This window comes from Agromyces sp. GQ35, from assembly GCF_059758475.1.
In genome coordinates this window covers 629,039-648,075 of the sequence record NZ_JCAXEO010000002.1, presented here as the reverse complement: position 1 = coordinate 648,075, position 19,037 = coordinate 629,039, and the positions used below count along the sequence as shown (strand labels likewise).

17 protein-coding genes are annotated in these 19,037 nt (G+C 69.8%); 15 read left to right on the top strand and 2 right to left on the bottom strand.

The annotated features are described in order from the left end of the window. Positions 1–5 precede the first annotated feature (5 nt). On the bottom strand, positions 6–524 hold the full coding sequence (locus tag AC6CH0_RS15005; RefSeq protein WP_498102236.1) for a DUF3515 family protein: 519 nt from the start codon (positions 522–524) through the stop codon (positions 6–8). Positions 525–757: 233 nt separating this feature from the next. Here AC6CH0_RS15005 and AC6CH0_RS15000 point away from each other — a divergent pair, with 233 nt between their 5' ends. Both AC6CH0_RS15000 and thiL read left to right on the top strand, forming a co-directional pair. Beyond that, positions 758–2,497: a substrate-binding domain-containing protein gene (locus AC6CH0_RS15000; RefSeq protein ID WP_498102234.1), complete on the top strand. Its 1,740-nt coding sequence runs from the start codon at positions 758–760 to the stop codon at positions 2,495–2,497. Between the two features lie 28 nt (positions 2,498–2,525). Continuing rightward, entirely contained in the window at positions 2,526–3,536 is a 1,011-nt protein-coding gene (gene thiL, locus AC6CH0_RS14995) for a thiamine-phosphate kinase (protein ID WP_498102232.1), read from the top strand. Here the strand turns inward: thiL and AC6CH0_RS14990 are convergent. Beyond that, the gene (locus AC6CH0_RS14990) at positions 3,506–4,099 is read right to left on the bottom strand and encodes an RsmD family RNA methyltransferase (protein WP_498102230.1); all 594 of its coding nucleotides are present in this window, start codon (positions 4,097–4,099) and stop codon (positions 3,506–3,508) included. The two genes, thiL and AC6CH0_RS14990, sit on opposite strands and share 31 nt — an antisense overlap. Positions 4,100–4,148: 49 nt before the next feature. Here AC6CH0_RS14990 and AC6CH0_RS14985 point away from each other — a divergent pair, with 49 nt between their 5' ends. From AC6CH0_RS14985 to AC6CH0_RS14925, 13 genes are all read left to right on the top strand, one after another. Then, positions 4,149–4,955 (top strand): YfgM family protein, encoded by an 807-nt coding sequence (locus tag AC6CH0_RS14985; protein WP_498102228.1) that lies wholly within the window; start codon positions 4,149–4,151, stop codon positions 4,953–4,955. Continuing rightward, a complete protein-coding gene (locus AC6CH0_RS14980; RefSeq protein ID WP_498102226.1) occupies positions 4,952–7,189 on the top strand; it encodes an ATP-dependent DNA helicase RecG in 2,238 nt (745 codons plus the stop codon). The genes AC6CH0_RS14985 and AC6CH0_RS14980 overlap by 4 nt, the downstream gene beginning before the upstream one ends. 51 nt (positions 7,190–7,240) lie before the next feature. Next, on the top strand, positions 7,241–7,732 hold the full coding sequence (gene coaD, locus AC6CH0_RS14975) for a pantetheine-phosphate adenylyltransferase (protein WP_498102224.1): 492 nt from the start codon (positions 7,241–7,243) through the stop codon (positions 7,730–7,732). Positions 7,733–7,758: 26 nt separating this feature from the next. After that, positions 7,759–8,733, top strand: a complete 975-nt coding sequence (locus AC6CH0_RS14970; protein WP_498102292.1) for an AAA family ATPase — start codon at positions 7,759–7,761, stop codon at positions 8,731–8,733. 1 nt (position 8,734) lies between these two features. Beyond that, the gene (locus AC6CH0_RS14965) at positions 8,735–10,141 is read left to right on the top strand and encodes a DUF58 domain-containing protein (protein WP_498102222.1); all 1,407 of its coding nucleotides are present in this window, start codon (positions 8,735–8,737) and stop codon (positions 10,139–10,141) included. Next, positions 10,131–12,458: a transglutaminase TgpA family protein gene (locus AC6CH0_RS14960; protein WP_498102220.1), complete on the top strand. Its 2,328-nt coding sequence runs from the start codon at positions 10,131–10,133 to the stop codon at positions 12,456–12,458. The genes AC6CH0_RS14965 and AC6CH0_RS14960 overlap by 11 nt, the downstream gene beginning before the upstream one ends. Positions 12,459–12,469: 11 nt before the next feature. After that, on the top strand, positions 12,470–13,036 hold the full coding sequence (locus tag AC6CH0_RS14955) for a YceD family protein (RefSeq protein ID WP_498102218.1): 567 nt from the start codon (positions 12,470–12,472) through the stop codon (positions 13,034–13,036). A gap of 2 nt (positions 13,037–13,038) precedes the next feature. Further along, on the top strand, positions 13,039–13,242 hold the full coding sequence (gene rpmF, locus AC6CH0_RS14950) for a 50S ribosomal protein L32 (protein ID WP_498102216.1): 204 nt from the start codon (positions 13,039–13,041) through the stop codon (positions 13,240–13,242). A gap of 76 nt (positions 13,243–13,318) precedes the next feature. Then, positions 13,319–13,981 carry a ribonuclease III gene (gene rnc / locus AC6CH0_RS14945; RefSeq protein WP_498102290.1) on the top strand — a complete coding sequence of 221 codons (663 nt, stop codon included), beginning with the start codon at positions 13,319–13,321 and terminating at the stop codon, positions 13,979–13,981. 67 nt (positions 13,982–14,048) lie between these two features. Beyond that, positions 14,049–15,278 carry an ROK family transcriptional regulator gene (locus AC6CH0_RS14940; protein ID WP_498102214.1) on the top strand — a complete coding sequence of 410 codons (1,230 nt, stop codon included), beginning with the start codon at positions 14,049–14,051 and terminating at the stop codon, positions 15,276–15,278. Positions 15,279–15,418: 140 nt separating this feature from the next. Beyond that, a complete protein-coding gene (locus AC6CH0_RS14935; protein WP_498102212.1) occupies positions 15,419–16,630 on the top strand; it encodes a glycoside hydrolase family 76 protein in 1,212 nt (403 codons plus the stop codon). A gap of 102 nt (positions 16,631–16,732) precedes the next feature. Next, entirely contained in the window at positions 16,733–18,085 is a 1,353-nt protein-coding gene (locus tag AC6CH0_RS14930; protein WP_498102210.1) for an extracellular solute-binding protein, read from the top strand. 3 nt (positions 18,086–18,088) lie between these two features. Further along, entirely contained in the window at positions 18,089–19,036 is a 948-nt protein-coding gene (locus AC6CH0_RS14925; RefSeq protein WP_498102208.1) for a carbohydrate ABC transporter permease, read from the top strand. The last annotated feature ends 1 nt before the right edge of the window (position 19,037 follow it).

Here is a 19,037-nt window from a genome sequence, read left to right as displayed (position 1 = left end):
AGCGGTCAGCCGGCGTCGTCGCCGAGCGTCGTGCAGGCCCCGTCTGCGGGAATCGTCGAGACGGCGTCTGCGAGCTCGGTGATCACCGTCGTACCCGAGACCACATCGTTGTCGACGAGCACCTCGACGGCCGGGGTGCGCCCGTACGTCGTGAACAGGTAGTCGGGGGCGGCTGACTCGTCGATGATCCAGTCGACGCCGTTCACGGTCACGCACCTGTCGGTGGTGGGCCCCGGCGTCTCTGCGCCGCACCGCAGCACGACCGAGGCGGGCGTGCCCCATGCGCCCGTGCCCTGTGCGTTGGTCTCGCGCTGCGCCTGCTCCGCCTCGGTGTCGTTCGCGAGGGCATCGGGCAGCCGCACCACGACGGCGGCGCACGCGGGGTCGCTCGCGGCGGCGGCCGCTTCGACGGGAACCGTCTGGCTGCACGCGGCGAGCACGAACAGGGAGGCTGCGGCGACGACCGCTGCGGCGCTGGTACGGAGCGCCAGATTCGCCCACGCGGGCTTCGGTGACTCGGACATCGTGTTCAGGCTATCGCGCGCGACGTGGCGCGGGCTGGGCGCGTCATGGGAGCCGAGTCGCGGCGTCGCCGATGCCGGAACTGGACGGGGGATGCAATCAGGACCCTCAAATGTAATGATTGCTTACCAACGAGTCGCGGAGCCTGTCGCCGAACCCATGATCGGCGCTGCGGCCTCCCCGAGCGCGGTGACCGGGACAGCTCACCGTCGAGCCGTCGAGCAATGGAGCGCGAGTGAGTCGTCGAAGCGAGCGAGAACAGAACCGGAAACGGCGGCGTCGCACGAGCACGGTCATCGCCGCGGCGGCCGCCACGGTCGCGCTCGTCGGCGGAGTCGGCGCCGTCGGCACTGCGTGGGCGACGGGCGGACTGGACGGCCTGATCGTCTCGGCTCCAGAGTGCGCGGAACCCGTCGAGCTCACGGTGGTCGCCGATCGGGCGATCGCAGCGACCGTGCAGGCGGTCGCGGCCGAGTACGACGCCAGCGAGACGGCGTGCGCTCGCACTGAAGTGCTCGCACAGGAGTCCGCCGACACGGCGGCGGTGCTCGCGTCCGGCAACGCCTCCGAGGTCGATGCCTGGATTCCCGACTCTCCGGTCTGGCTCGTGCGCATGTCGAGCATGGCGCGCTCCCTCGGTCGCCCGGTGCCCGATGTCGCTCTCGAGCGGTCGATCGCGACGAGCCCGGTCGTCTTCGCGGCGCCGGTGAGCCGGGCGGAGGAGTTCGCGGATCGTGATGTGAGCTGGAAGGCGCTTCTCTCCGGGCAGTTCTCGGCGTTGCTGCCCGACCCCGAGGCGTCCTCGGCGAGCCTGAACGCGTTGCAGTCGCTCGAGGGCCGGGCCGACATCACGCAGCCGAGGCAGTTCCAGAACGCGATGTTCGCCCTCAACGGGGAGGTGCCGGCCAATGCCGATGCGGCCTTCGCGGCGCTCAGCGTGAGCGAGCCCGGCACCGTGGCCATCGCGAGCGAGCAGCAGGTCGCGCTGCACAACCGCAAGGTCGGTGCCGATCCACTGCTCGCCCTGTACCCGGGCGACGGCAGCCTCGCGCTCAGCTATCCGTTCCTGCGCCTCCTCGACGAGACCGAGCTCGCGAAGCACCTGTCGGCCGATGGTCCGCAGGCTGTCGATGATGACGACGTCGAGGCACTCGCGCTCTCCCTCAGAGCACGCGAGCTCGGCGCGCTGAAGATCGCGCTCTGGGAGGCGAGGGATCGCTTCGCGGCCGACGGCTTCCGCGACGGCACCGGGGGCGGCGTGCTCGAGCAGGACGGCGTGATCGAGTCGCCGATCGAGGTGAGTTCCGCCGCTGCGTCCGCCCAGGTCGCGATTCTGCGCACCTGGGGTGTCGTGAGCGTGCGTTCTCGCATCCTCACGGTGATCGACCTGTCGGGGTCGATGGAGGAGCCGACCGTGTCGGGCCAGCGCCGCATCGATGTGCTCCAGCAGGCCGCCACGGCCACTCTCGCGCAGTTCTCGGGACAGGTCGACCTCGGCATCTGGGGGTTCTCGACATTGCGCGCCGGCGCCGAGGACTGGGAATCGCTCGCACCCATCGACCGCCTCTCGAACGACTCGCACAAGCAGGCCTTGAACGACGTCATCGCGTCGCTGCCGACTCGGCTCGGCGGAGCGACGGGCCTCTACGACACCACCCTGGCCGCAGTACGGAGCGTGCTCGACAGCTACGACCCCGAGAAGGTGAACTCGGTGCTGCTGCTCACCGATGGCCGCAACGAAGACGAACACGGCATCTCGGGCGAGCAGCTGCTGGCCGAGCTCGCCGCCCTGCACGACCCCGCGAAGCCCGTGCCCGTAGTGCTCGTGGGCATCGGCCCCGACACCGACCTCGATTCGATGCGCAAGATCGCCGAGGCGACCGGCGGGGCCGCCTACTCGGCAGCTCGGCCCGAAGACCTGAGCGTCGTGCTGACCGATGCACTCTCGCAGCGGTCCTGCCGTCCCAACTGCTGACGTCGTGCAGCACGCTAGCGTGAGGTGCATGCCCGACCCCCAGCGAGCGGATGCCGCGTCCCATCTCCGGTCCGTCGGCGAGCTCGGCGAAGACGCCGTGCTGGCGCTGATCCTGCCGCGCCTGTGGGCCGGCGACTCCGCCTTGCTCGGCGCCGGCGACGATGCGGCGGTCGTCGCCGCCGCAGACGGACGATTCGTCGTGACCACCGACCTGATGGTGCACGGTCCCGACTTCCGGCTGGCATGGTCGAGCCCGTTCGAGCTCGGTTGGAAGGCCGCGGCGACGAACCTCACGGATGTCGCGGCGATGGGTGCTCGACCGACCGCGCTCGTCGTGGCGATCGCCGCTCCGCCGTCGACGGATGCCTCGGTGCTCGAGGGCATCGCCGACGGCCTCCGCGAGGGACTCGCCGCGCTCGCGCCAGGGGCCGGCGTGGTCGGCGGCGATCTGTCGGCGTCACCGGTGCTGACGATCGCGGTCACGGCGTTCGGCGACCTCGAGGGTCGCGCGCCGGTGACCAGGAGCGGAGCCCGGCCCGGCGACGTCCTCGCGCATGCGGGGGTGCGCGGTGACGCCGCCCGCGGGCTCGCGCTGCTCTTCGATGAGGCGAGGGATGCGGCGGGTGAGCCTGATGCCGCACTCGCGGAGGCACTCCGGGCGCGCCATCCGCTGCTCGTCGCCGCCCAGCTCGCTCCGTCGCCCCCGGTCGTCGCCGGTGTCGCCGCTGCGGTGGCGGGTGCCACGGCCATGCTCGACGTCTCCGACGGACTCGCGCGCGATGCGAGGCGCATCGCGCTCGCGAGCGGCGTCGGCCTCGACTTCTCGTCGGCGGCGCTCGGCCCCGACGTGCGGGTCGCGCTCGCCGGTGCCGAAGACCACGGACTGCTCGCGACGTTCCCGCCGGGAACGCTGCTGCCCGCGCCCTTCGAGCGGATCGGCATCGTGACGCATGCCGCGGGTGTGCTGCTCCTCGACGGTGTCGAGATCGGCGCCGACGGTTGGGATCCCTACTCCGGCTGGGACGGTCGAACGGGCTGAACGGCGCCCGCCCACCAGAGCGTGGTCTCGCCGTAGTCGCGGCGACGCTCCGCCTCGATGCCGCCCGGCCACTGCGGTTCGGGGGAGCGCGAGCTGCGCTCGACCATGACGACGGCGTCGGGGGCGAGCAGCGGCGCGAGGAGCTCGAGGTCTCGGGCGAGGGCGGTCTCGGCGAGGTCGTACGGCGGATCGATGAACGCGACGTCGACACCCGCCGCTGCAGTTTCGAGATACGCGGCCACCGCGCGCACGACCACCCGGATGTGCGGCGCGCTCTGGCCACGCGCGGCCTTCAGGAGGGCGGCGGCGTTGGCGCGGCAGACGTCGGCCGCGGGCTTGGCGCGTTCGACGAGCACGACGTCGGTGGCGCCCCGGCTCGCCGCCTCGAGTCCGAGTGCACCGGACCCGGCGTAGAGGTCGAGCACCCGAGCCCCCTCGAGCGCATCCCGCGCCTCGAGCGCGGAGAAGATCGCCTCGCGTACCCGGTCGCTCGTCGGCCGGGTGCCGGCGCGCGGTACCCGGAGGGTCAGGGAGCCGGCGAATCCGGAAATGATACGGGTCATGCTCAGGGCAGCATAACGGTCGGCCTCCGTGCGCTGCCATGATGGACGGGTGGATGACTCGACAGACCAGGTGCCCGCCGACCCGTCCCGACACCGCGGCGCCGAACAGCAGACGATCGACCGACTCTGGGACTTCAGCGACCCTGCGGCCAGTGAGGAGCGGTTCCGGGAGGCCGCCGATGACGACGGCAACTCCGCGCACCTCCGCGCCGTGATGACGACCCAATTGGCTCGCGCACTCGGCATTCAGGGGCGCCTCGACGAGGCGCTCGCAGTGCTCGAGTCGGTCGGCGTCGGCATCCCCGCGAGCGATTCCGAGGCGGACGCCGCGGAATTGCGGGCGCGCGTGGCCATCGAGCGGGGCCGACTCGCGGCATCCGCGGGTCGACCGGCCGATGCCGTTCCAGAACTGACCCGCGGGGTGCGCGAGGCGGCCCTCGCTGCGTCGCCGTTCCTCGTGCTCGACGCCCTGCACATGCTCGCGCTGAACGATGCCGGGCACGAGGAGGAGTGGGCCGCCGAGGGGTTCGACGTGCTCGCAGGCGTGCGTGACGCCCGGCTGCTTCGCTGGGGTGTCGCCCTGCACAACAACCTCGGCTGGACGCTGCACGACGGCGGGCGAGCGCAAGCAGCCCTGTCGCACTTCGAGCAGGCCGTCGAGGCGGCCGACCGGTACGGCACGACCGAGCAGCGCCACGTTGCACGCTGGTCGGTGGCGCGATGCCTGCGAAGTCTCGACCGCACCGAAGAAGCGCTCGTGCTGCAACGCGAACTCGCCGCTGCCCGACCCGACGACCCGTACGTGCAGGCCGAGCTGGCTGCGCTGACGGAGGCGGAGCCTACGATCGACGCATGACCGAGGGTGCAGCTGAGACCTCCGGGGGCGACACGCCACCCGGTTCGTTCACCCTCGATTCGCGATTGTCGGGCGCCCTCGGCGGCCGCACGGCGCAGGCGTTCGAGCGTGGATTCGGTCATCGCACCGTCGGCGACCTGCTCGCGCACTACCCTCGGCGCTATGCGATGCGCGGTGAGCTGACGGCACTCGCCACGCTGCCGCTCGACGAGAACATCACGATCATCGCCGAGGTGATCGAGGTCGGCGAACGCTCGATGCGTGCCAGGCGCGGCTCGATCGTCGAGGCGAAGATCACCGACGGCACCGGCGTGCTCACGCTCACCTTCTTCAACCAGCGCTGGCGCGCAGCCGATCTCCGCCCCGGTCGGCGCGGCATCTTCGCCGGCAAAGTGAGCGACTACAAGGGCCAGCGCCAGCTGGCGCACCCCGACTACGAGCTCTTCGACGACGCCGCACCGCTCGAGGCCGGTGATGCTGCGGCGAAGCGCTGGGCTGAAGCGCCGATCCCCATCTATCCTGCGACGGGCACCCTCGCGAGCTGGCAGATCGCGAAGGCCGTCGAGCTCGTGCTCGACGGCCTCGCACCGCTCGACGATCCCCTTCCCGCGAACGTGCGGCAGACGCAATCGCTGCTCCCGCACCGCGATGCGCTCGAACTCGTGCACCGGCCCGAGCGCGACGGCGACTGGAAGAGCGCCCGGCGCACGCTGCGCTTCACCGAGGCGTTCGTGCTGCAGACTGCCCTGCTCGCCCGCCGCGCCGAGCTGAGAACGCATACGACCGCCTCGCGCGTCCCGGTTCCAGGCGGCATCCTCGAACGATTCGACGCTGCCACGCCGTTCACGCTCACCGGCGACCAGCACGAGGTCGGCGGCGAGATCGCGCACGACCTCGGCGAGCCGGTGCCGATGAACCGGCTGGTGCAGGGCGAGGTCGGGTCGGGCAAGACCGTCGTGGCATTGCGCGCGATGCTCGCCGTCGCCGATTCCGGCGGCCAGTCCGCACTGCTGGCCCCGACCGAGGTACTGGCCGGCCAGCACCTGCGGTCCATCGTGAAGATGCTCGGCCCCGATCTCGCGGCCGAACTCATGCCGACCCTGATCACCGGTCAACTGCAGACCGGCGAGCGCAAGAAGGCGCTGCTGCGCGCCGCCGCCGGGCAATCGCGCATCGTCGTGGGCACGCACGCGCTTCTCGGCGACACGGTCTCGTTCGCCGACCTCGGACTCGTGGTGGTCGACGAGCAGCACCGCTTCGGCGTCGAGCAGCGTGAGGCGCTGCGGTTGAAGGGCCGCAACCCGCCGCACGTGCTCGTGCTCACGGCGACTCCGATTCCGCGCACCGTCGCGATGACCGTGTTCGGCGACCTCGACGTCTCGACGATCCGCGAGTTGCCGGCCGGGCGCGCCGGCATCACTTCGCAGGTCGTGCCACTCGCGATCCGGCCGACGTGGCGGCCGCGCGTCTGGGAGCGCCTCGCCGAGGAACTCGCCCAGGGGCGACAGGCGTTCGTCGTGTGCCCGGCGATCGAGGCGAAGGTGCTCGAGGAAGGCGATTCCGGCGCGCCGACCGCTGCGGCCGCCCCGAGCGGAGAGGCGGCGACGGATGCCTCGGCGCCCCTGGCATCCGTCGTCGCCGTGCTCGCGGAGCTCCGCTCGCATCCCCGCTTCGCCGAAACCCGCATCGCACCGTTGCACGGTCGCATGCCGGCCGAGGAGAAGGACGCGACGATGCGGGCCTTCGCCGGGGGTGAACTCGACGTGCTCGTGGCCACCACCGTCATCGAGGTCGGCGTCGACGTGCCGAATGCGAGTGCCATGGTCGTCGTCGACGCCGACCGGTTCGGGGTCTCGCAGCTGCACCAGTTGCGCGGCAGGGTCGGCCGTGGAAGCGTTCCGGGCATCTGCCTCCTGGTCACGTCGGCGCCGCCGGGTTCGCTCGCGCTGCAGCGCGTCGAGGCGGTTGCGGCGACGCTCGACGGCTTCGAGCTCGCACAGGCCGACCTCGAGCTGCGGCAGGAGGGCGACGTGCTGGGGGCGACCCAGTCGGGCGGTCGATCGTCCCTGAAGCTGCTGCGGGTGGCCCGCGACGGCGACCTCATCGCCGAGGCGAGAGGGCTCGCGCAGGAGATGCTCGCGAGCGGTGACGGGCTCGCCGACCACCCGGCGCTCGCGGCGGCGGTGCGCCGCCGCCTCGACGAGGAGGCGAGCGGGTACCTGAGCAAGGGCTGAGACTGTGCGCAGCCCCTCGCACTCGGGCAGGCGCGCAGTACGCTGGTGCGTATGCAGCGGATCGCCGTCGTCCCAGGATCGTTCGACCCCGTCACGCTCGGCCATCTCGACGTCATCGGGCGGGCCGCGGGGCTCTACGACGAGCTGCACGTCGTCGTGGTGCACAACCCCGACAAGTCGGCGCTGCTGCCCATCGGCCAACGGGTATCGCTGATCGAGCGGTCGATCGCCGATGCCGGCATCACGGGGCGCATCGTCGTCGCGTCGTGGAGCATGGGCCTCCTCGTCGACTATTGCACCGATGTCGGGGCATCCGTGCTCGTGAAGGGCGTGCGATCGCAGCTCGACGTCGCCTACGAGACGCCCATGGCCATCGTCAACCGGCATCTCGCCGGTGTCGAGACGGTGTTCCTCCTGCCCGACCCCGCCAATGCCCACGTGTCGAGCTCGCTCGTACGTCAGGTCTCCGCGCTCGGCGGCGACGTGGCACCCTACGTGCCGGCGGTCGTCGCCGAATTCCTCCAATCGGCGATGACGCCATGACCGAGACGACCGCGGTGTCGGCGAAGATGAGCATCGACGAAGTCGGGGTGCGTGCGGCTGCGATCGTGCAGAACGTCGAGGCAGTCATCGCCGGCAAGCGCGACGCCGTGACGAGCGCCCTCACGGTGCTGCTCGCCGAGGGGCACCTCCTCATCGAAGACGTGCCTGGCGTCGGCAAGACGATGCTCGCCAAGACGCTCGCGCGTTCGGTCGACGCCACGGTCAGCCGCATCCAGTTCACCCCCGATCTGCTGCCGAGCGATGTCACCGGCGTCTCGGTCTTCGACCAGGCGAGCCGTCGCTTCGAGTTCAAGCACGGGCCGGTCTTCGCGAACATCGTGATCGGCGACGAGATCAATCGCGCGAGTCCGAAGACGCAATCGGCGCTCCTCGAGTGCATGGAAGAGCGCCAGGTCACCGCCGACGGAACGACGTACCGGCTCGATCCTCCCTTCACCGTGATCGCGACGCAGAATCCCGTCGAGATGGAAGGCACCTATCCGCTGCCCGAAGCCCAACGCGACCGGTTCATGGCACGCATCTCGATGGGGTACCCGTCGTCGGCCGACGAGCTGGCGATGCTCTCGACCCGCGAGACGTCGAGCCCGCTCGACGAGCTCGGCACGGTCGTGACGCTCGACGAGCTGCGCGGCATGATCGAGGCCGTGCAGCACGTGTTCACCTCGCAGCCGGTCAAGGAGTATGCGGTCGAGCTTGCACGCGCCACCCGCGACGACCGCCAGCTGCGGCTGGGAGCGAGCCCGCGGGCCACCCTCCAGCTGATACGCGCGGCCAAGGCGCACGCTGCCATGCACGGGCGCGACTTCGTGCTGCCCGACGATGTCGACGCGCTCGCCGTGCCGGTGCTCGCGCACCGGCTCGTGCCGACGAGTCGGGCGATCGGCGCGCACGACCGCGACAGCGGGCCGCTCATCGACGCCATCGTGCGCCGCATCGTGGGGGAGACGCCGGTTCCGGTCGGCAGCGCGCGAAGGAACTGACGTGTGGCGCCCCCGCTCCGTTCGAGTCGCGACCTGGCCGCGACTCACTCGGCGAGGCGCCACGCTCGTGATCGTGGGAGTGCTGCTCCTGGCGTTGTCGTTGTGGTTCGATCTGCGCGATGTACTGGTGCTCGCATTCGTCGGCATCGCGATGCCGGGTGTGGCGGCGCTCTTCGTCGCCCTGGGCAAGCCCCGCCTCGCCGTCACCCGCAGGTTCGCACCGCCGGTGGTCGCCGCCGGAGGGTCGACCCTCGTCGCGCTCGTCGTCAAGAACCGCTCGCGCCGCACGTTCGACGGCGCCCACTGGCGTGACGGCGTGCCCTCGGGGCTCAGTGCGCCGTCCGATGCGATCCTCCCGGCGATCGGACCGCACGAGTCGATGCTGCCGACGGGCGACGACACCGTGCGTCTCGAGTACCGGCTTCGAACACCGCGGCGCGGGGTCTACCAGATCGGCCCGTTGCGCGTCGGGATCTCCGACCCCTTCGGACTCGCCCGTATCGATCGCGACGTCGGCAACGGCCACGAGGTGGTGGTCACCCCACGGGTGACCCCGCTCGATGCCGCGCTCGGCTCCGCCGCGAGTGTCGATGGAGTGCTCAACGGGCTTCAGCGGCGCACGCATCCGAATTCCGACGAGCTGATCGCGCGAGAATATCGTTACGGCGACCCGCTGCGCAGGGTGAACTGGGCCGCCACCGCTCGCCGCGGCGAGCTGATGGTTCGCGAAGAGGAGCAGCGCGGCGACCCCGAGGCGCGCATCGTGCTCGACACGACCCTCGCCGGTCGGCCCAAGTCCTCGGCATCGCGTCGTGACGGTGCCGAGGCGACGCACTTCGGGTTCGAGCTCGGCGTCGAGGTCGCCGCCTCGATCGGCCTGCATCTCCTCGAGCGCGGATTCCGCGTGCGGTGCGATCGCGTCGACGACCCCGAGCGCAGCCTCCTCTCCGAGGAATCCGGTGCCGGCTACCGTTTGCCGGGCGGAGATCACCTGCTGCTCGAGGGTCTCGCTCGACTCGACGGCCCCGCATCCCACCACTCGTCGCGTGACGTGCACCAGGTGCCGGCGTACGAATCAGGGCCGCGCGGCCGCGATGCGCGCATGCCGGGATTCGCCGTGCTCGTCGATCCCGACGAACACGACGCCCGCACCCTCGTCGCGCTGCGCTCGACGTTCGAACCGGCGGTCGCCTTCGTGACCGAGAGCGTGCGCGCGGCCATCGTCGACGCGCTCGAGAAGGCCGATTGGCGCGTGGTGCGAGTGCGCCGGGCCGCCGATATCGGGCCGGCGTGGTCGGGCACGACCGTGCCGGCGTCGACGCACCCGAACCCGCGTGCGCGGTCGGGCGCCGTCACCTCGTCGCTCCGCTCGGGCGGCACGGATGCCGGAGCACCCGATGCGTCCTGACCCGGTTCCCCTGTCCCGCGCGCAGCGGCTCGCATTGACGGCCGCGTCGTTCCTCCTGCTCGTCGTCGCCGCGATGGCGTTGGGCCCCCTCATCGCCGGCAGCGGCTGGTGGTGGCTCTGCGCCTTCATCGCGGCCGGCACCCTGTTCTCCGGCGCAGGGCTGCGCGCAGTGCGCACTCCCGCCTCCCTCGTTCCGGTGCTCGAGCTCGTGGTGATGCTCCTGCTCCTCACGCTGGTGTTCGGTGGGTCGACGAGCATCGCCCTGCTCATCCCGACGCAGGGAACGTTCGAGACGTTCGGTGCGCTGTTGACCGGCGCCCAGCGCACCATCGAACAGCAGTCGGTGCCGGCGATCCCGGTGCCACCGCTGCTGTTCGCCCTCGCCCTCGGCGTCGGGGTGCTCGCGGTCATCATCGACATGCTGGTGCAGACGTTCCGTGCTCCGGCGCTCGCCGCCGCTCCGGCACTCGTGCCCATCCTCGTGCCCGGCTTCATCATCGAGTCGGGCGCCGAGGCCCCGACCCTCGTGCTCACGGCGGCCGCCTATCTGCTGCTGCTGCGCATCGATGTGCGAGTGCGGCGTCGCGCCCGGCTCCTGGCGGGCGACGACGGCGACGATGCCGCCACGATCGTGCCGCCGAAGCGCGTGCCGATCGTCTCGACGCTCGGCGCTTCGCTCGGCCTCGCAGCGGTCGGACTCGTGACGGCTTCGGTGCTGGCGGCCTCGACGCCGAGCGTGTCGACGAGCCTGCTGCTCGCCTCCCCGAGCCAGGGCACGCTCTTCGCACGCGGGGTGAGTCCGTTCATCGACCTCGGGCGCGATCTGCGCCGGCCCGAGCCGCGCCCGGCGTTCCACTATTTCGCGCGTGACGCCGACCGACCGTACTTCACGCTGCTGACCCTCGATCGATTCGAGGGCGAGGTCTGGGGGGCGACCGATGCCGCCGTCGACGGCGACAACACCGTCGACGCGATGCCGCGTCCCGATGGGCTCTCCGAAGACGTGGCGACCTCGGAGCACCCGATCGAGGTGATCGTCGACGAGGTTCGTACGACGTGGCTGCCGGTGCCGTATCCGTCGTCGCGCATCGAAGGACTCAGCGGCTCCTGGTTCTGGGACGAGGGCTCGCTCGCGGTGCGCAGTGTCGACACGAATACCGGAGGGCAGCGGTATCGCGTGACGAGGCTCGAGGTCGAGCCGACGGTGGCCCAACTGCGCGATGCGGGGCGCACCCCGCCGTCGGAGCTCGACTCGTCGCTCGACCTGCCCGACGAGATGCCGGCCGTCATCGCCGAGACCGCGGCGACCGTCACCGACGGCGCCGCCTCGCCATACGATGCCGCCGTCGCCATCCAGGCATTCCTGCGCTCGCCCGAGTTCGACTACTCGACCGAGGCGCCGGTCGCCGATGGCTATGACGGCGGCGGGTTCGACGTCATCGCGCAGTTCCTCGAGGCGAAGGCCGGATACTGCGTGCACTTCGCCTCGACCATGGCGGTCCTGGCGCGCGAGGCGGGAATTCCCTCGCGGATCTCGCTCGGCTACACCCAGGGCACTCCCACGCAGGAGCGGGTCGACGGGGTGCAGCGCGTCGAGGTCGACTCGCACGATCTGCACTCGTGGCCGGAGTTGTACTTCGAGGGCGTCGGCTGGGTGCCGTTCGAGCCCACTCCGGGCCGAGGGAGCGTGCCCGGGTACTCGCGCCCCGGCGCCGGCAATGAGACGGGCGCGACGCTGCCGAGCGCGGCGCCGTCGACGCCGGGCGCAACCGGCCGCCCCGAGCTCGATCCCGACCGAGGACTCGCCGGGCAGAGCGGGGATTCGCTCGCAACGGGCTCATGGTGGATGCGCACCGCGCCGATCGCGCTCGTCGTCGTGCTGTTGCTGCTCATCCCCGCGGCCATGCGGCTCGGCCAGCACCTGAGTCGTCGGCATCGCATCGTGAAGGGCAGGCGAGCGGCGGATGCCGCGTGGGACGAGGTCATCGCCACGTCGCGTGATCTCGGCCTCGGCGGAGGTCCTGCCGAGACGCCGCGCGCGGTCGCCGTGGCGATCGCGGAACGAGACGCGTTCCGCGAGCCTGCGCCCGCCGGTGCTCTCATCGCCTTGCGCGACGCGGTCGAGCGCGAGCGCTACGGGCCCGAGGGCGGCAGCGAGCTCGACGGAGACCTCCTGCTCGGCGAGCTCTCGCGCGTGCGTGCCGCCCTCATTGACGGGGCGAGCCCGGTTGAGCGCGTTCGCGCCGTGCTCGTGCCGCGCTCGCTCTTCGACGCCGCGCGTGGAATGCTCGGCGAACGCCCATCCGGCGACGCGTAGAATCGTCGATCGTGGCCATCAAGCATTCTCCGTTCCGTGTGAACGTGCGCGACCTCGTCAACCGTCCCGGCGAGATGCGCGAGCATCCCTTCAGCGTGCCCGTGGGTGAGCAGATGGGAGAGGGACTCGTGGCGGTTCGCGCCGGTTCCGAGCTCGACATCGAGGTGCGACTCGAGTCGGTGCACGAGGGCATACTCGTGACGGCCGAGATCGATGCAGTCGCCGAAGGGGAGTGCGGTCGCTGCCTCATCGACATCGCCCTGCCGGTCGAAGTCGAGTTCCAGGAGCTCTTCGGGTATCATTCTGGGGAAGCCATCGAGTATGAGGTTCAAGACGACCACGTGGATCTTGAACCAGTCATCCGAGATGCGGTAGTGCTGGCACTGCCGTTCCAGCCGGTGTGCCGACCGGATTGCCCCGGACTCGACCTCGAGACCGGGCTCCGATTGGCCGATCATCCGGAACTCGTCACCCTTGAGCACAGCGATCCTCGCTGGGCCGCGCTCACAGGATTCCAGGCTTCCGAAGACAACGGCACGGATGACGCATCCGGCGCCGACCAGCAGAGAGAGAGATAGTCATGGCTGTTCCGAAGCGGAAGAAGTCACGCGCCCGAACCCACATGCGCCGCGCGCAGTGGAAGGCCACTGCCCCCACGCTCGTCAAGACCGTCGAGAACGGCAAGGTCACCTACAGCCTTCCGCACCACGCGAAGGTCGTCGAGGATTCCGCGGGCACCCCGCTGTTCCTCGAGTACAAGGGCCGCAAGGTCGCCGACGTCTAGTCGGCCCCAGACACCCGAACGACCGGTCGTGACGCGAACGGAACTCGACGGGGCAACGGATCGAGCGCTCGAGGAGCTGCAGCAGCGACTGCAGATCTCGATCGATCCGGCCCTGCTTCTGCTTGCGCTCACGCACCGGTCTTTCGCGTACGAGAACGGCGGAATCCCGACCAACGAGCGCCTGGAGTTCCTCGGCGACTCGATTCTCGGGCAGGCCGTCACGGTCAAGCTGTTCCGCGATCACCCCGATCTCGACGAGGGCGAGTTGGCGAAGCGCCGGGCGAGTCTCGTCTCGAGCGTCGCGCTCGCCGAGGTCGGTCGTGCGATCGACGTCGGGCCGTTCATCCGGCTCGGTCGCGGCGAGACCATGACCGGCGGAGCAGACAAGCCATCGATTCTCGCTGACACGGTCGAAGCGATCATCGGCGCGGTCTATCTCGACGCCGGTGGCGAAGCTGCCACCGCGCTCGTGCTGCGACTCGTCGCCCCATTGTTGAAAGACCCTGCTCGCTTCGGCGCGGCCATGGATCCGAAGACGAGCCTGCAAGAGATCGCGGCGCGACGCGGCGCGACGGCACCCGTCTACACGGTGACCGAGAGCGGCCCCGACCACAGCAAGCACTTCATCGCCACCGTCACGGTCGGCGACCTCGTCGCCGCCACCGGCGAGGGCTCGAGCAAGAAGCAGGCCGAGATGGCCGCGGCACTCGAAGCCTGGGTGCGTCTGAACTCCAACTGACCCGCCCCACCGTGTCATCGCTCATCGAGCGGCATACTGGTGAGCGACGGTTCGAGGGGGTGACTGCGTGCGACGAGGCACGAACGTGCACGCCCTCGGGGGCTTCAACCAGATCGTGATCCTCGACACGATCCGGCGCACTCGTGACGGCCTCAGCAGGGTCGAGATCGCCGAACAGACCGGGCTCAGCGCGCAGACCGTGTCGAACGTCTCGCGGCGACTGCTCGACGAGGGCATCATCCGCGAGGCGGGGCAACGCATCCTCGGTGTCGGCAAGCCGCGGATCATCCTCGAACTGGACCCCAACGGGGGCTATGCCATCGGCGTGCATCTCGACCCCGCGGTCATCACCTACGTCGTGCTCGACCTCGATGGCCGGGTCGTCGCGCACGCGTCGATGACGACACCGTCGGGAGTGACGCCGGGTCGAGTCATCGACGGAATGCGCGAAGCGATCGAGGCGATCATCGCCGAAGCCGGGGTCGAGCGTTCCCGGGTGCTCGGCGTGGGCATCGCGGCGCCGGGGCCCCTCGACCTCGACCGCGGCGTCGTGCTCGACCCGCCCCTCCTCGAGGGGTGGCACGGTGTCGCATTGCGCGACGCGCTCGCGGAGTCGACGGGCCTGACGGTGCTGCTCGAGAAGGATGTCACGGCGGCGACGGTCGCCGAACTCTGGACGAGCTCCGCACACGAACGCGACGATTTCATGTTCTTCTACTACGGCACCGGAGTCGGCGTCGGCCTTGCGATCGCGCATGAGGCCGTGCGCGGTGCCACGAGCAACGCCGGCGACGCCGGGCACATCATCGTCGATCCCGACGGGCCGACGTGCAGCTGCGGACGGCGCGGTTGTCTGGGCGACGCGATCATGCCGAGGGCGCTCGTCGGCAGGGCGATCGCCGCGGGAATGATCGACGCGCCGGGGCATCGGCTCGACGGACGTGAGGTCGATGAGGGCCTGGCGAAGATCGCGGCACTCGCAGAGGCCGGTGAGCCCGCCGCATCCGCGATGCTCGACGAGATGGCCGACCGCACGGCCGTCGCAGTCGTGACGGTGGCGAACCTGCTCGACCTCGACACGGTGGTCTTCGGCGGCCCGTACTGGAATCGTGTCTCTCCGCACCTTCTCGAACGCGTCGCAGCGCAGGTGAACGCCTCCCACGCGCTCGTGACGACGCATCCGATCGCGGTGACGGTGTCGCGCATCGGCGATGACGTCGCAGCGGTGGGCGCCGCGTGCCTCGTACTCGACGACGCGCTCTCGCCGCGCCCGTCGGCGCTGCTGATCTCCGGCTGAGCGGCCGAGCGGCCGAGTTGCCCGCGCCGCGGCCGATGCGGTGAAACGGTTGACAAGAATAAGTCCATGCGTTTTAGTTATGCGAGATGGACCCCTCGGCACCGATGCCGAGGCGGGGAACAGGGAATCAAGGGAGATCCATGAAGTCCACATTCGCCGCAACCGTCGCCGTCGCCGCGACGTCGGCACTGCTGTTCACAGCATCAGCTCCCGCGCAGGCGGTCGGGCCTGAGCAGCCCGCGCGATCCGACGAGCGAGCGCAGCCCGGCAACCGGCACGAGAACTCGCTCCGCGCCCACGCCTCGTTCCTCGCGATGCAGGAGCACTTCGGTGCCGCAGACGGGAGCGGGCTCTACCGCGAGCAGATTCCAGTGCAGCCGGACGACCGGCAGTACTCGTTCGAGTGGCCGTTCTCGCAGGCGCACATCGCCATCGCCGATCTCGCGAATCAGCCGGGCGTCAGCGGTCGTCGCTACGACGCCGCGCTCGCGACCGCGGCCGCTGCCCAGGAGCACTACTGGCACGCCGATGGCGGGACGACCGGACTTCCGGGCTACGCGTCGTACCCCGTCGGCGAGTTCGGCGAGGGCGGCGACTACTTCTACGACGACAATGAGTGGGTCGGCCTGCTCGACGTGCAGCGCTACCTCACCGATCGTGACGAGGCGGCACTCGCTCGTGCCGAGGAGATCTTCGCTCTCGTCGTCTCGGGATGGGACACCGACCCGAGTCATCCGAATCCGGGCGGCGTCTTCTGGACGCAAGCGACCTGGAGCAGCGACCGCAACACGGTCTCGAACATGCCCGGCGCGCAGCTCGGCCTGCGGCTCTACCAGATCACGGGGGAGCAGAGCTATCTCGATTGGTCGTTGCGCATGTACGACTGGACGAACGAGCACCTCCAGCGCCCCGACGGACTGTACTCCGATCATGTCGACCTCGCGGGCACGATCGAGCCGACGGTGTGGTCGTACAACCAGGGCGTGCCGGTCGGGGTCAACGTGCTCCTGTACGAGGTGACCGGCGAACAGCGCTATCTCGACGAGGCCTCGCGCATCGCCGACGCGGCCTACCGGTACTACATCGACGAGGGGCGACTGGCGGATCAGCCTGCATTCTTCAACTCGATCTTCTTCAAGAACCTGCTGCTGCTCGAATCGGTGACGGGCGGATCGACGTACCGAGACGCCATGCAGCGGTACGCCGACGAGGTGTGGGCCGAGCACCGAGACCCGGCCACCGGGATCTTCTCGTTCGATGAGGGCCCGACCGAGCTCCTCGAGCAGGCCGCCGTGACGCAGATCTTCGCGGTACTCGCGTGGACGCCGCCGCAGTGGCGCGACCTGTACTAGCGCAGCGGATGCCGCGGGCATCCGTTCGATCATTCGGAGCACCGTGATGCGGCATCGTCGTCGCGGCGGGCTCCAGCCAAGAGGAAACCACAAGGAGATGCAATGAAGCACACGCTCACCGTCACCGTCGCGATCGTCGCGACCGGCCTACTCGCGCTTTCAGGATGCTCGGCCGACGGCGGAGGTTCGTCGGACACGATCAAGGTCGCCTACCAGAAGTTCGGCACGTTCACGCAGCTCGACGATCACATGAAAGACGTCAAGGCCGCGTTCGAGGCGGAGAACGAGGGTATGACCGTCGAACTCGTGCCGATCGAGGCGCAGCAGAACGACTACTTCACGAAGCTCGCGCTCATGAACCAGTCGGCCTCGACGGCGCCCGACGTGATGTACGAGGACACCTTCATGGTTGAGTCCGACGCCGACGCCGGATATCTCGCCCCACTCGACGAGTACACCGAGTCGTGGGACGACTGGGATGCCTTCTACGACAACGCGAAGAGCGCCGGGCTCGGTGGCGACGGCAAGACCTACGGGATCCCCATGGGCACCGACACCCGCGCGCTCTGGTACAACACCGAGGTGTTCGAGCAGGCCGGGGTGCCCGTGCCGTGGGAGCCGAAGACGTGGGCCGAGGTGCTCGACACCGCAGCGACCATCAAGGCGGAGCTGCCCGACGTCGTCCCGCTGAACGTGTACTCGGGCAAGGCGCAGGGCGAGGCTGCAGCCATGCAGGGCTTCGAGATGCTGTTGTACGGCACGGGTGACACGCTCTACGACACCGACGAGAAGAAGTGGGTGACCGGTTCGCAGGGCTTCGTCGACTCGCTGGGCTTCATCGAGGACCTCTACCAGGGTGGACTCGGACCGACCCCCGAGCAGGCACTCGACAAGAACGTCGGCAACCTCGTCTCGGCCGAGTGGTTCCCGCAGGGCACGCTCGCGATCGGGCTCGACGGGTCGTGGCTGAGCGGCACGTGGCTCGAGACCGGCACCGCGCCGTGGCCGGAGTGGAGCGAGGTCATGGCGCAAGCGCCGATGCCGACGCAGAACGGCGACGAGCCCGGCGCGACGAGCATGTCGGGCGGCTGGACCCTCGCCATGGGCTCGAAGTCGCAGAACAAGGACGCCGCGTGGGACTTCATCGCGCTGGCGCTCGACAAGGACAACTCGCAGGCCTACGACATCGCGGCCAGCCAGATCGCCGTTCGCAGCGACGTCTCGGAAGATCCCGACTACCAGGCGGCGAACCCGTCGTTCGGCTTCTTCTCCGAGATCGTGGCCGTCACGAACTTCCGCCCGGCCACGAGCGACTACGGGCAGATCTCCAGTGAGATCACGATCGCGATGGAAGCCGTCATGACGGGGCAGCAGAGCCCGGCCGAGGCGGCCGAAGCCTACGACGAGGCCGTCGTCGGCATCGTGGGCGAAGAGAACACCACGAGCGCGAAGTAACCCATGTCCGCGCTCCAAGAGGTGCGACCGGTAGTCGCGCCGGGCCGGGGACCAGCTCCCCGGCCCGGCCGGCCGAAGGTCGGCGTCCGCAGGTCGCTCGTGCGGAGCATCCCGCTCGTCCCGGCGATCGTTCTGCTCGTCATCTTCCTGCTCGGGCCGGTGATCAGTTCGTTCTCCGGATCGTTCACCGACGCCTCCCTCACGGGATCGGCGGCCCAGGGCGCGTCCTTCGTCGGGTTCGCGAATTACATCGAGCTCTTCGCCGACCCCGACTTCCCGAAGTCGGTGATGCTGACACTCGTGTTCCTCGTGGCGTCGGCGATCATCGGTCAGAACGTCATCGGACTCGGCCTCGCCATCCTGATGCGCTCCTCGAGCGGTTTCGCGCGGGGCGTCGTCGGGACGTTCGTCGTGAGCGCGTGGGTGCTTCCCGAAATCGTGGCATCGTTCGCGGCATACGCGTTCTTCAACGACACGGGCACGCTCAACACGATGCTCGCCTCCGTCGGCATCGAGGGGACCAACTGGCTGTACGCGACCCCGATGCTCGCGGTCATCATCGCCAACATCTGGCGAGGTACCGCGTTCTCGATGCTCGTGTACTCGGCAGCGCTGCAGGACGTACCGCCCGAGATCACCGAGTCGGCCGAGGTCGACGGGGCGCGCGGATGGCAGCGGCTCGTGTTCATCACCGTGCCGATGATCCGGCGGAGCATCTCGACCAACCTGATGCTCACCACACTGCAGACGCTCTCGGTGTTCACGCTGATCTTCGTGATGACGGGCGGTGGCCCTGGCACCGACAGTTCGACGCTGCCGGTGCTCGCCTACCAGGAGGCGTTCCAATTCGGCAAGCTCGGGTTCGGCACGGCGATCGCCACGATCCTCCTGCTCGTCGGAGCGCTGTTCTCGATCGTCTACCTGCGAGCGTTGAAGCCGGAGGTGGACTGAT

Coding starts and splice junctions, on each gene's coding strand:
- AC6CH0_RS14960 (WP_498102220.1), top strand. CDS start 10,131: ATGCGTCCTGACCCGGTTCCCCTGTCCCGCGCGCAGCGGCTCGCATTG.
- AC6CH0_RS14990 (WP_498102230.1), bottom strand. CDS start 4,099: ATGACCCGTATCATTTCCGGATTCGCCGGCTCCCTGACCCTCCGGGTA.
- rpmF (WP_498102216.1), top strand. CDS start 13,039: ATGGCTGTTCCGAAGCGGAAGAAGTCACGCGCCCGAACCCACATGCGC.
- AC6CH0_RS14930 (WP_498102210.1), top strand. CDS start 16,733: ATGAAGCACACGCTCACCGTCACCGTCGCGATCGTCGCGACCGGCCTA.
- coaD (WP_498102224.1), top strand. CDS start 7,241: ATGCAGCGGATCGCCGTCGTCCCAGGATCGTTCGACCCCGTCACGCTC.
- AC6CH0_RS14980 (WP_498102226.1), top strand. CDS start 4,952: ATGACCGAGGGTGCAGCTGAGACCTCCGGGGGCGACACGCCACCCGGT.
- AC6CH0_RS14925 (WP_498102208.1), top strand. CDS start 18,089: ATGTCCGCGCTCCAAGAGGTGCGACCGGTAGTCGCGCCGGGCCGGGGA.
- thiL (WP_498102232.1), top strand. CDS start 2,526: ATGCCCGACCCCCAGCGAGCGGATGCCGCGTCCCATCTCCGGTCCGTC.
- AC6CH0_RS15005 (WP_498102236.1), bottom strand. CDS start 524: ATGTCCGAGTCACCGAAGCCCGCGTGGGCGAATCTGGCGCTCCGTACC.
- AC6CH0_RS14935 (WP_498102212.1), top strand. CDS start 15,419: ATGAAGTCCACATTCGCCGCAACCGTCGCCGTCGCCGCGACGTCGGCA.
- AC6CH0_RS14970 (WP_498102292.1), top strand. CDS start 7,759: ATGAGCATCGACGAAGTCGGGGTGCGTGCGGCTGCGATCGTGCAGAAC.